11 protein-coding genes are annotated in these 12,579 nt (G+C 60.8%); 8 read left to right on the plus strand and 3 right to left on the minus strand.

Translation table 11 applies throughout. From position 1 onward, the window contains the following. Nucleotides 1-141: 141 nt before the first annotated feature. The gene (locus FIV38_RS22055) at nucleotides 142-801 is read right to left on the minus strand and encodes an HAD family hydrolase (protein WP_092232478.1); all 660 of its coding nucleotides are present in this window, start codon (nucleotides 799-801) and stop codon (nucleotides 142-144) included. Next, nucleotides 798-1,340 carry a gamma carbonic anhydrase family protein gene (locus FIV38_RS22060; RefSeq protein ID WP_092232481.1) on the minus strand — a complete coding sequence of 181 codons (543 nt, stop codon included), beginning with the start codon at nucleotides 1,338-1,340 and terminating at the stop codon, nucleotides 798-800. Before FIV38_RS22060 ends, FIV38_RS22055 begins: the two co-directional genes overlap by 4 nt. 101 nt (nucleotides 1,341-1,441) lie before the next feature. Here FIV38_RS22060 and prlC point away from each other — a divergent pair, with 101 nt between their 5' ends. The 8 genes from prlC (at nucleotide 1,442) to FIV38_RS22100 (ending at nucleotide 11,606) form a co-directional block, all read left to right on the plus strand. Further along, the gene (gene prlC / locus FIV38_RS22065; RefSeq protein WP_092232484.1) at nucleotides 1,442-3,493 is read left to right on the plus strand and encodes an oligopeptidase A; all 2,052 of its coding nucleotides are present in this window, start codon (nucleotides 1,442-1,444) and stop codon (nucleotides 3,491-3,493) included. Continuing rightward, nucleotides 3,490-3,765, plus strand: a complete 276-nt coding sequence (locus FIV38_RS22070) for a YheV family putative zinc ribbon protein (RefSeq protein WP_029290288.1) — start codon at nucleotides 3,490-3,492, stop codon at nucleotides 3,763-3,765. Before prlC ends, FIV38_RS22070 begins: the two co-directional genes overlap by 4 nt. A gap of 270 nt (nucleotides 3,766-4,035) precedes the next feature. Beyond that, nucleotides 4,036-4,788: a gluconate 2-dehydrogenase subunit 3 family protein gene (locus tag FIV38_RS22075; protein WP_092232487.1), complete on the plus strand. Its 753-nt coding sequence runs from the start codon at nucleotides 4,036-4,038 to the stop codon at nucleotides 4,786-4,788. A gap of 2 nt (nucleotides 4,789-4,790) precedes the next feature. After that, on the plus strand, nucleotides 4,791-6,575 hold the full coding sequence (locus tag FIV38_RS22080) for a GMC family oxidoreductase (RefSeq protein WP_029290295.1): 1,785 nt from the start codon (nucleotides 4,791-4,793) through the stop codon (nucleotides 6,573-6,575). A gap of 12 nt (nucleotides 6,576-6,587) precedes the next feature. Beyond that, on the plus strand, nucleotides 6,588-7,886 hold the full coding sequence (locus FIV38_RS22085; RefSeq protein WP_029290298.1) for a cytochrome c: 1,299 nt from the start codon (nucleotides 6,588-6,590) through the stop codon (nucleotides 7,884-7,886). An 81-nt stretch (nucleotides 7,887-7,967) separates the two neighbouring features. After that, nucleotides 7,968-9,026, plus strand: a complete 1,059-nt coding sequence (locus FIV38_RS22090; protein WP_092232490.1) for a PA0069 family radical SAM protein — start codon at nucleotides 7,968-7,970, stop codon at nucleotides 9,024-9,026. 227 nt (nucleotides 9,027-9,253) lie between these two features. Then, nucleotides 9,254-9,985, plus strand: a complete 732-nt coding sequence (locus FIV38_RS22095) for a carbonic anhydrase (protein ID WP_029290302.1) — start codon at nucleotides 9,254-9,256, stop codon at nucleotides 9,983-9,985. 85 nt (nucleotides 9,986-10,070) lie between these two features. Continuing rightward, entirely contained in the window at nucleotides 10,071-11,606 is a 1,536-nt protein-coding gene (locus tag FIV38_RS22100) for a SulP family inorganic anion transporter (RefSeq protein ID WP_092232494.1), read from the plus strand. 159 nt (nucleotides 11,607-11,765) lie between these two features. Here FIV38_RS22100 and FIV38_RS22105 read toward each other — a convergent pair whose 3' ends face one another. Next, on the minus strand, nucleotides 11,766-12,413 hold the full coding sequence (locus FIV38_RS22105) for a hypothetical protein (protein WP_032862631.1): 648 nt from the start codon (nucleotides 12,411-12,413) through the stop codon (nucleotides 11,766-11,768). Nucleotides 12,414-12,579 lie beyond the last annotated feature (166 nt).

Here is a 12,579-nt window from a genome sequence, read left to right on the forward strand (position 1 = left end):
TCCTTATCGGCGCTTAGGGTAGAAAGGGCGGGACGAGAAGTCTCCCACGGTCCGTACTGGCTAGAGTCGGAATCGGGCTTTTAGTCGCCGCCCACCCCTTCAAGTCTAAACATACAAGCGGGCTTGCCCGCGATAGCCATCTCACGCCCGCCGCAAAAACGCCTGATGCATCTCGTCCAACGTCTCAAAATGCCAGCGCGGTTCTTCGGCACTCAACTCTTCAAAACTACCAAACCCATACCCCACCGCCGCCGCATCCAGCCCATTGCTGCGCGCGCCGATCAGGTCGTGCTTGCGGTCGCCGATCATCAAGGTGCTGGCCGGATCCAGGCCTTCTTCGTGCATCAAGTGGGCGATCAATTCGACCTTGTTGGTACGGATACCGTCGAGCTCACTGCCGTAGATCACCTTGAAGTGCTTGGCGAAATCGAAATGCCTGGCGATCTCCCGGGCAAATTCCCACGGCTTGGAGGTAGCCACATACAACTGGCGCCCCTGGCCATTCAATTCTTCGAGGAGTGGCATGACCCCGTCAAACACGCGGTTTTCATAGAGCCCGGTGACTTTGAAGCGCTCGCGGTAGAAATTCACCGCCTCCCACGCGCGGGCCTCGTCGAAGTCGTAGAACTGCATAAAGGCCTGCAGCAGCGGCGGGCCGATAAAGTGCTCGAGTTTGGTCAGGTCTGGCTCATCGATACCCAGCTTGGCCAGGGCGTACTGGATCGAACGGGTGATGCCTTCCCGTGGGTCGGTCAGGGTGCCGTCCAGGTCAAACAGAACAGTCTGGTAATCCAGGGTCATTGGTCGAATCCTTCTGCCAGGTGCAGGTCCTTGAGCTTCACGTAGTTCGCGGCGCTGTAGGTGAAAAAGGTGCGTTCCTTGTCAGTCAGCGCGCGGATTTGTTTAACCGGGCTACCCACATACAAAAAACCGCTTTCCAGTTTTTTGCCCGGCGGCACCAGGCTGCCGGCACCGATGATCACATCGTCCTCAACCCCCGCGCCGTCCATCACAATGCTGCCCATGCCGATCAGGATGCGACTGCCGACGCTGCAGCCATGCAGCATGACTTTGTGGGCGATGGTCACGTCGTCGCCGATCAGCAGCGGGAAGCCGTCCGGGTTGAAGGGGCCGGCGTGGGTAATGTGCAGCACGCAGCCATCCTGCACGCTGGTGCGGGCACCGATGCGGATGCGGTGCATGTCGCCGCGAATCACCGTCAGCGGCCAGACCGAGCTGTCTGCGCCGATTTCAACATCGCCGATCACCACCGCCGAAGCATCGACGAAAGCCCCGGCGCCGAGGGTTGGCGTGTGATTCTGATAGGTGCGAAGGGTCACGATAGCCTCTCTCTGTTTGGTTGATAGCTGCGGTGGACGTTGATTGTAATTAAGATGGCCCCATCTTTGTCTTACCTGTTTCTTCAGCCAAGGTGCCAACCGTGAGCGCGAACAACCCTCTTTTGCAGTCCTACGACCTGCCGCCGTTCTCGGCGATCCGTGCCGAGCACGTCCAACCGGCCATTGAACAGATCCTGGCCGACAACCGCGTTGCCATCGAAGGCATCCTGCAAAGCCAGGGGAAAAATCCGACCTGGGCCGGCCTGGTCCTGGCCATGGACGAACTCAACGACCGCCTGGGCGCGGCGTGGAGCCCGGTCAGCCACCTGAATGCCGTGTGCAACAGCGCTGAATTGCGCCAAGCCTACGAGGCCTGCCTGCCGGCCTTGAGCGCCTACTCTACCGAGATGGGCCAGAACCGCGAGCTGTTCCAGGCGTTCGAAGCCCTGGCCAACAGCCCCGAAGCCGCCGGTTTTGATGTGGCGCAAAAAACCATCCTGGAGCACGCCCTGCGCGACTTCCGTCTGTCGGGTATCGACCTGCCGCCTGAGCAGCAGAAGCGCTACGCCGAAGTGCAAAGCAAATTGTCCGAACTGGGCAGCAAGTTCTCCAACCAGTTGCTCGACGCCACCCAGGCCTGGACCAAGCACGTCACCGACGAAGCCACCCTGGCCGGCCTGACCGATTCGGCCAAGGCGCAAATGGCTGCTGCGGCCCAGGCCAAAGGCCTCGATGGCTGGCTGATCACCCTGGAATTCCCCAGCTACTACGCGGTGATGACCTACGCCCACGACCGCGTGCTACGCGAAGAAGTCTACGCGGCCTACTGCACCCGCGCGTCGGACCAGGGCCCGAATGCCGGTCAGAACGATAACGGCCCGGTGATGGAACAGATCCTCGACCTGCGTCAGGAACTGGCCCAACTGCTCGGCTTCGCCTCCTTCTCCGAACTGAGCCTGGCCACCAAAATGGCCGAATCCAGCGACCAGGTACTGAGTTTCCTACGTGACCTGGCCAAGCGCAGCAAACCGTTCGCCACCCAGGACCTGCAGCAGCTCAAGGCCTACGCCGCCGAGCAAGGCTGCGCCGACCTGCAAAGCTGGGACAGCGGTTTCTACGGCGAAAAGCTGCGTGAACAGCGCTACAGCGTGTCCCAGGAAGCCCTGCGCGCCTACTTCCCGATCGACAAAGTGCTGGGTGGCCTGTTTGCCATTGTCCAGCGCCTTTACGGCATCGAGATCGCCGAGCAGACAGGCTTCGATACCTGGCACCCGGATGTTCGCCTGTTCGAAATCAAGGAAAACGGCCAACACGTCGGCCGCTTCTTCTTCGACCTGTATGCCCGCGCCAACAAGCGTGGCGGTGCGTGGATGGACGGTGCCCGTGATCGCCGGCGTACCGCCGCAGGTACCTTGCAAAGCCCGGTGGCCAACCTGGTGTGCAACTTCACCCCGGCCGACAGCGGCAAGCCTGCCCTGCTGACCCACGATGAAGTCACCACCCTGTTCCACGAATTCGGCCATGGCCTGCACCACCTGCTGACCCGCGTCGAACACGCGGGCGTGTCCGGTATCAATGGCGTGGCCTGGGATGCGGTGGAGTTGCCGAGCCAGTTCATGGAGAACTGGTGCTGGGAGCCGGAAGGCCTGGCGCTGATTTCCGGTCACTATGAAAGCGGCGAAGCACTGCCCCAGGACCTGCTGCAAAAAATGCTCGCGGCGAAGAACTTCCAGTCGGGGCTGATGATGGTGCGCCAACTGGAGTTCTCGCTGTTTGACTTTGAGCTGCATGCTACCCACGGCGATGGCCGCAGCGTGGCCCAGGTACTCGAAGGCATCCGTGACGAAGTGTCCGTAATGCGTCCACCCGCCTACAACCGCTTCCCCAACAGCTTCGCGCATATCTTCGCCGGCGGTTATGCGGCGGGGTACTACAGCTACAAGTGGGCCGAAGTGTTGTCGGCGGATGCCTTCTCCAAGTTTGAAGAAGACGGCGTGCTCAACGCCGAAACCGGCCGTGCCTTCCGCGAGGCGATCCTGGCCCGTGGTGGTTCCCAGGCGCCGATGGTGTTGTTCGTCGACTTCCGCGGACGCGCACCGTCGATTGACGCACTCTTGCGCCACAGCGGCCTGAGTGAGGACGCGGCAGCATGAGTGACGGGCCTGTGATCACCAAAAAGCAATTTATCGCCGGCGCCGTGTGCCCGGCGTGCAGCGAGCCGGACAAGTTGAAGATGTGGACCGAAGACAGCGTGCCCCATCGCGAATGCGTGGCCTGCGGTTATACCGACACGCTCAACGACCAAGGTTTGTCGGTGCCCAAGGAATTGGGCACGCGGGTCAATACCTCGGCGTTGAAAGCACCCGCGGATCCCAAGGTGCAGGCGGTACAGTTCTTCCCTAATCCGAAGCTGAAAAAAGACTAAAGAAGCTACGCCAACCACTGTAGGAGCGAGCTTGCTCGCGAAGATCGTTAACGATAACGCGTTCATTCCGGATGAACGCGGCGTCCTTGAGGTTTTCGCGAGCAGGCTCGCTCCTACATTTTTTTTGCGCGCATTTCTCGATTTTCCTGGCTGAAACGATTCCTTCATTACTTAGCCTGCTATCATTTGTAACTATTCATTGCTATCAAAACGACAAGCCGCTCCACGAAGCGACTGCTTAAACCCGTGACTACATGATGAGGTGCCACCATGTCTGATCAAGATCGAGACAACCCCCGGCGTGACTTTTTGCGCAAATCCTTGACCTTGATCCCGGTGGTCACGGTTGCCAGTACCGGCCTTGGCGGCTCGATGCTGATGGCCACGCCTGAACCTGCCCAAGCCAGCCCGGCCAAGGCACCCGCCAGTGAAAAGGCCTACGAGCCCAGCTACTTCACCGCCGAGGAATGGGCGTTTATCAACGCCGCCGTCGCGCGCTTGATTCCTGCCGATGCCCAAGGCCCGGGCGCCCTGGAAGCCGGTGCGCCGCAATACATCGACCGCCAGATGAACACCCCTTACGCCAGCGGTGCCCTGTGGTTTATGCAAGGCCCGTTCAATGCCGACGCGCCGCCCGAGATGGGCTGGCAGAGCAAGCTGGTGCCCAAGGAGATCTATCGCCTGGGTATTGCTGCCACGGATTCCTGGTCGAAAGCGTTCAACGGTAAAACATTTGCCGGGCAAGACAGCGCTACCCAGGATGATTTGCTGCGTCGCCTGGAGGCTGGTGGTGCGGAAACCGGCGAGCATTTCGCGGCGGTCCCACCGAAGATTTTCTTCAACTTGTTGCTGCAAAACACCAAGGAGGGGTTCTTCTGCGACCCGATCCACGGCGGCAACAAAGGCATGGTTGGCTGGACCATGATCGGCTTCCCCGGCGCCCGCGCCGATTTCATGGATTGGGTTGAACGCAACGAGCAATACCCCTTCCCGGCTGTTTCCATCCGTGGCGAGAGGGCATAAGCGTGGCGACCATCATGAAGAAAGTCGATGCAGTGATCGTTGGCTTTGGCTGGACTGGCGCGATCATGGCCAAGGAGCTGACCGAAGCAGGCTTGCACGTGGTAGCGCTGGAGCGCGGCCCGATGCAGGACACCTACCCGGACGGTAACTACCCACAGGTGATCGATGAACTGACCTACAGCGTGCGTAAAAAACTCTTCCAGGACATCTCCAAGGAAACCGTGACCATTCGCCATAGCGTGAATGACATTGCCTTGCCCAACCGGCAGTTGGGCGCGTTTTTACCGGGCAATGGCGTGGGCGGCGCGGGCCTGCACTGGTCGGGCGTGCATTTTCGGGTGGACCCTATCGAGTTGCGCATGCGCAGCCATTACGAAGAGCGCTACGGGAAAAACTTCATTCCCAAGGACATGACCATCCAGGACTTCGGCGTCAGCTACGAAGAGCTGGAACCGTTCTTTGACTACGCCGAAAAAGTCTTCGGCACCTCCGGCCAGGCCTGGACCGTAAAAGGCCAGTTGGTGGGTGAAGGCAAGGGCGGTAACCCTTATGCGCCGGATCGCTCCAGCCATTTCCCACTGGAGTCGCAGAAAAATACCTACTCGGCGCAACTGTTCCAGAAAGCTGCCGCCGATGTGGGCTACAAACCCTACAACCTGCCGTCGGCCAATACCTCGGGGCCCTACACCAACCCCTATGGCGCGCAGATGGGGCCGTGCAACTTCTGTGGTTTTTGCAGTGGGTATGTCTGCTACATGTACTCCAAGGCATCGCCCAACGTGAATATCCTGCCAGCGTTGCGCCAGGTGCCGAACTTTGAGCTGCGGCCCAATTCCCACGTGCTCAAGGTTAATCTCGACAGCACCAAGCGCAAGGCCACCGGCGTGACCTACATCGACGCCCAGGGCCGCGAGATCGAGCAACCGGCGGATCTGGTGATTCTCGGCGCCTTCCAGTTCCACAACGTGCGCCTGATGCTGCTCTCGGGCATCGGCAAGCCCTACGACCCGATCACGGGCGAAGGGGTGGTGGGCAAGAACTTCGCCTACCAGAACATGGCCACCATCAAGGCCTACTTCGATAAAGACGTGCACACCAACAACTTCATCGGCGCCGGCGGCAACGGCGTGGCGGTGGACGATTTCAACGCCGACAACTTCGACCATGGGCCCCATGGCTTTGTCGGAGGCTCGCCGATGTGGGTCAACCAGGCGGGCAGCCGACCGATTGCCGGTACCTCCAACCCACCGGGCACGCCGGCCTGGGGCAGCGCGTGGAAGCGCGCAACGGCCGATTACTACACCCACCAGGTGTCGATGGATGCCCACGGCGCCCATCAGTCCTACAGGGGCAACTACCTCGATCTGGATCCGGTTTACCGTGATGCCTACGGCCTGCCGTTGCTGCGCATGACCTTCGACTGGCAGGAAAACGACATCAAGATGAACCGCTTCATGGTCGAGAAAATGGGCAAGATCGCTGAGGCGATGAACCCCAAGGCGATTGCCGTGCTCGGCAAAAAAGTCGGCGAACACTTCAATACCGCGTCCTACCAGACCACCCACCTCAATGGCGGCGCGATCATGGGTACCGACCCGAAGACCAGCGCGTTGAACCGCTACTTGCAGTGCTGGGATGTACACAACGTGTTTGTCCCGGGCGCATCTGCTTTCCCACAAGGCCTGGGCTACAACCCTACGGGCCTGGTGGCGGCGTTGACCTACTGGTCGGCCCGAGCGATTCGCGAGCAGTACTTGAAAAACCCCGGCCCGCTGGTTCAGGCATAAGGAGCGACGATCATGAAAGCATTTGTTATCGCGACCCTGGCCTTGTTCAGCAGTTGCTCGGTGAGCGCCGCGCAAGCCGATTTGATCAAACAAGGCGAATACCTGGCCCGCGCCGGTGACTGCGTGGCCTGCCATACGGCCAAGGGCGGCAAGCCGTTTGCCGGTGGGCTGCCGATGGAAACCCCGATCGGCGTGATCTACTCCACCAACATCACCCCGGACAAAACCGGCCTGGGGGACTACAGCTTTGAAGACTTCGACAAGGCCGTGCGCCATGGCGTCGCCAAAAGCGGTAGTACCCTTTACCCGGCAATGCCCTACCCGTCTTATGCACGTGTCAGCGAAACCGACATGCAGGCGCTGTATGCGTACTTTATGAAAGGTGTGGAACCGGTCGCCCAGGCGAACCAGGACAGTGATATTCCCTGGCCCTTGAGCATGCGCTGGCCCCTGGCGGCGTGGCGCTGGATGTTCGCGCCCGAGGTGGCGGACTATCAGGCCCCGGCCGATGCCGACCCGGTGATCAGCCGTGGCGCCTACCTGGTGGAAGGCCTGGGTCACTGCGGCGCTTGCCATACCCCGCGGGCCCTGACCATGCAGGAAAAGGCCCTTAGCGCGGCGGACGGGGCGGCGTTCCTGTCCGGCAGTGCGCCACTGGAAGGCTGGATCGCCAAAAGCCTGCGCGGCGACCACAAGGACGGCCTGGGCAGTTGGAGCGAAGAGCAGCTGGTGCAGTTTCTCAAGACCGGTCGCAGTGATCGCAGCGCGGTGTTTGGCGGTATGAGCGATGTTGTAGTCCATAGCATGCAGTACATGTCTGAAGACGACCTGACAGCTATCGCCCGTTACCTCAAGAGCCTGCCGGCAGTCGACCCCAAGGATCAGCCGCACCAATACGACAAGCAGGTGGCCGAGGCGCTGTGGAAGGGCGATGACAGCAAGCCAGGCGCCGCGGTGTACATCGACAACTGCGCGGCCTGCCACCGTACCGACGGCCATGGCTACACCCGGGTGTTCCCGGCGCTGGCGGGCAACCCGGTGTTGCAGACGGCAGATGCCACGTCGCTGATCAACATTGTGTTGAAGGGCGGCACTCTGCCGGCCACTCACGCCGCGCCTTCGACCTTCACCATGCCGGCGTTTGCCTGGCGCTTGTCGGATCAGGAAGTGGCGGATGTGGTCAGCTTTATCCGTGGCAGTTGGGGTAACCAGGGCGCGCCGGTGAAGGCCGGCGAAGTCGCCGACCTGCGCAAGAGCGATCAACACAGCACCTCGGGCGACGATCTGGGGCAAGTGACCACGAGTCACTGATTCAGGCTTTGCCGCCCAACGGCACTGGTCAGATACGCTGAGCCTCGATACTGTATATAAAAACAGTATCGAGGCGCTTTCATGTCCACTCCTCTACCGCCGCGTGGGCGAGGCACCGCCACCAACCTGCACAATCGCTTCGCGCCCACGGTCAGTGTGGCCGAGGACGATGGTTGGTATCAGGAAGTGCCGCCGACCCAGGGTACCGAAGTGCGCATCGAGACGGCGAAGACCATCATCACCCGCAATACCTCGCCAGACCTGCCGTTCGATCGCTCCATCAACCCTTACCGGGGCTGTGAGCATGGTTGTATTTATTGTTATGCGCGGCCCAGTCATGCCTATTGGGACATGTCCCCGGGCCTGGACTTCGAAACCAAGCTGATCGCCAAGAGCAACGCCGCCGAGGTGCTGGAGCAGCAATTGTCCAAGCCCGGCTATGTGTGTGCGCCGATTAACCTGGGTTCCAACACGGACCCGTACCAGCCCATCGAGCGCGAGTACAAGATCACCCGGCAAACCCTGGAGGTGCTGCTGCGCTATCGTCACCCGGTGACTATCGTGACCAAGGGTTCGTTGATCCTGCGTGACCTGGACCTGCTCACGGAGCTGGCCCGCCAGCGGCTGGTAGCGGTGATGATCAGCCTTACCAGCCTGGACGATGAACTCAAGCGCATCCTGGAGCCCCGTGCGGCGGCGCCCAAGGCGCGTTTGCGGGCGATCCGGGTGATGCGTCAGGCGGGTATCCCGGTAGGCGTGCTGTGTTCGCCGATGATTCCGATGATCAATGACAGCGAACTGGAAAGCCTGCTCGCCGAGGCCCACGCCGCCGGGGCACAGAGCGCCGCCTATATGATGCTGCGCCTGCCCCTTGAGGTGGCGCCACTGTTCGAGGAGTGGCTGGCGGCCCATTACCCGCAACGGGCGGCCCATGTGATGAGCCTGGTACGCCAGGTGCGCGGGGGCGAAGTCTATGACAGCCGCTTCGGTGTGCGCATGCGCGGTGAGGGGCCGTTTGCCGACCTGCTGGCGCAACGATTTGCCAAGGCGATCAAGCGCTTGGGGCTGGACCGACGGGAAGGCTTCAACCTCGATTGCAGTGCATTCTGTCCGCCCGGCAGGCAGCTGGCTTTGTTGTAGACTGATACAAATGCGCGCACTGCCCAGCCAGGGTAGTCGCGTTTTGACATCACTGAAACCCGCGAGATAGAGCGGTTGATTCAGTTTGAGTTAAGTTTTGGCAGGTACCTTGTTCATCGAGTGACTGGTGGGTCTGCGTCGCGGCTGGTGTGGTTTTCCAATTATTGCAATGGTCGCGCGCCAAACTGAACTGCAACACTCCCCTGCTCCAACTACGAGGATGAATCATGAGTGACAAGGATAAACAGCCGTTGGCTGCGTCGGCTTCAGCCCCTCACGAGGCGGAGTCCGCCGATGCAGCGCTGCAGCACATCGTTGATGGCTTTTTGCATTTCCATAACGAGGTCTTTCCCCAGCAGGAAGAACTCTTCAAGAAACTCGCCACGGCCCAGAGCCCACGGGCGATGTTTATCACCTGTGCCGACTCGCGCATTGTTCCGGAACTGATTACCCAAAGCTCCCCGGGCGATCTGTTCGTCACCCGTAACGTAGGCAACGTCGTACCGCCTTATGGGCAGATGAACGGCGGTGTGTCCACGGCCATCGAGTACGCGGTGCTGGCCCTGGGCGTGCAGCACATCATCGTCTGCGGCCACTCCGACTGTGGCGCGATGCGGGCGGTGCTCAACCCCCAGAGCCTGGAAAAGATGCCCACGGTCAAAGCCTGGCTACGTCATGCCGAGGTCGCCAAGACCATGGTCCAGGACAACTGTGATTGCGCCAATGAAGGCGAAAGCATGCAGGTGCTGACCGAAGAAAACGTCATCGCCCAGTTGCAACATTTGCGCACCCACCCTTCTGTGGCTTCGCGCATGGCCAACGGTCATTTGTTTATCCATGGCTGGATCTACAACATCGAGACCAGCGAGATCAAAGCCTACGATGCGGACCAGGCCACGTTCCTGCCGCTGACCGGTTCCGGACCGATCCCTTCGGCGACGCCCAAAGCGCGCTTCTAAAACAATCCCCTGCCGGGTAATGCGATGGCTGCCATGGATGCAGCCAGGCCTTGCCACGCCCGGCGAATGCCTCGGGAGAGTCATTATGCGTGCAGCTCAATTGAAAACAGTGCTGCCACGGGAGCTGTTGGCTTCGGTGGTGGTGTTTCTGGTGGCCTTGCCACTTTGCATGGGGATCGCCATTGCTTCGGGCATGCCGCCGGCCAAGGGCCTGATCACCGGGATCATCGGTGGCCTGGTGGTGGGTTGGCTGGCCGGCTCGCCCCTGCAAGTCAGTGGCCCGGCTGCCGGCCTGGCGGTGTTGGTGTTCGAACTGGTGCGCCAGCACGGGATGCTGATGCTCGGGCCGATCCTGCTGTTGGCGGGCTTCCTGCAATTGGTGGCCGGGCGTCTGCGCCTGGGTTGCTGGTTCCGGGTGACGGCACCGGCGGTGGTCTACGGCATGCTGGCGGGGATCGGGGTGCTGATTGTCCTGTCGCAGGTGCATGTGATGCTCGATGGAGCGCCCAAGCCGTCTGGGCTGGATAACCTTGCCGGCTTCCCCGCTGCAGTGGCCCAGGCCATTCCCGGTCTCGGCTGGCAAGCCGGTCTGCTGGGGTTGTCGACGATTCTGGTGATGTGGTTGTGGGATAAATTTCGTCCGCAAAAACTGCGCTTTGTACCGGGTGCGTTGCTGGGTGTGGGCTTGGCGACGGCAGCCAGCCTGATGCTGGCATTGCAGGTCAAACGCGTGGAAGTGCCGGCAAACCTCGCCGATGCCATCGACTGGCTGCGCCCCAGCGACCTGCTGAACCTGGCCGATCCCAACCTGTTGATCGCTGCCTTCGCCGTAGCTTTCATCGCCAGCGCCGAAACGTTGCTCTCGGCGGCGGCTGTGGACCGTATGCACAACGGCCAGCGCTCGGACTTCGATAAGGAATTGTCCGCCCAGGGTGTAGGCAACATGTTGTGTGGTCTGGTGGGCGCATTGCCCATGACCGGTGTGATCGTGCGCAGCTCCGCTAACGTCCAGGCGGGTGCGACCACGCGTTTGTCGGCGATGTTCCACGGTCTCTGGCTGCTGGCCTTCGTGTTGCTGCTGTCGAGCGTGCTGCAAAGCATTCCGGTGGCGAGCCTGGCGGGTGTGCTGGTGTACACCGGGATCAAGTTGGTGGACCTCAAGGCTTTCCGTGGGCTGGGGCGCTATGGTCGGATGCCGATGTTCACCTACGCGGCCACGGCCCTGGCGATCATCTTTACCGACTTGCTGACCGGTGTGCTGGTGGGCTTCGGCCTGACCTTGGTGAAACTGGCGTGGAAGGCTTCACGCTTGAAAGTCAGCCTGATCGACCTGCCCCAGGACGGTGAAATGGAGTTGCGGTTGATAGGCGCGGCGACCTTCCTCAAGGTGCCCGCATTGACCCAGGTACTGGCGACAGTGCCGGCGGGAACCACCGTGCATGTGCCGCTCAACAACTTGAGCTACGTGGACCATTCGTGTCTGGAGCTACTGGAGGAATGGGGTCGGGCCAATGCGGCCAAGGGCTCGAAGTTGGTGATCGAGGCGCGCGGGTTGAAGCGTCGGTTGGAAGGGCGAATACGCACCACGACCCGGATCGGCTCTGCCCCGTCAGTGGTCTGACGAAACCGAATAAAAAGTGGGAGGGGCTTGTGTAGGAGCCGGGCTTGCCCGCGATAGCATCACCGCGGTGTAACTGATGCACCCCGGTGCCTGCATCGCGGGCAAGCCCGGCTCCCACACAAACCCCTCCCACATTTTGTTCTGTGCCAGGCCGCAACTCTAGGCCGGCTGATCCAGCTCCAACTCCACGCCCAGCTGGCGCGACAGGCAAGGCCAGCGTTTCCACGCGGCTTCCGTTGCCGGGCTCTTGAGCTGCTCGCGATAGGCCTCGACGGACTCCAGAGCAAAGCTCTCTTCATTGAGCATCTCATCCACCGCCAGGTGCACGGCTTCATCCAGCTGGTTGGCGAAATCTTCGCCGATCAACTGGTGGGCAATCACATTGGCAACGGTGGTGTCCGCCGGAATCAACGGCTGGCCGAAGTGCTTGATATACAAATCGTTCACTTCTTCCACCAGCCGGTGGGCCAGGTAGGCCTCGTCCAGCAGGCCGTTCAGGCCTTCATGGGCAGCGAGGATGGCCGGTGGCTGGAGAAAGAAATGCTCGGCGATTTTCAGCACCGGCTTGATCTGGCTTTCAATCCCTGCTTCCCGGGCCACGTCGTTGGCGGCGTCCAGCAGGTCCGGAACCTGATCGATGTAGGCGGTGACGAAGCGCGTCATCACGGCATTACGATCACCCTCGGCCAGGGAAATGGCCGAATGCAGGTGTGGTAACTGAGCGTCCAGTTGTTTAGCCAATTGGCCAGTGGACGCTTCGTGTTGATGGGCACGGGAAATCTGCTCGCGCAATGCGGCGGTGTTCATGAAAGCTCCAGGAATACGGGCGTAGGAAAGGGGATTGCATAAGGTAGCTCGTTTATACGAGCCCCTAAGACGCATTTGTCATAATTATTTCATGGTTATGCGCCGCTGTTATATCGAAATGCCATCGTTCGTCGGATAGGCCTTTAATCTGCTGGCCGGCCAGCGC

The sequence above is a fragment of the Pseudomonas proteolytica genome, assembly GCF_007858275.1.
In the GTDB taxonomy this organism is placed as follows: Bacteria; Pseudomonadota; Gammaproteobacteria; order Pseudomonadales; family Pseudomonadaceae; genus Aquipseudomonas; species Aquipseudomonas proteolytica.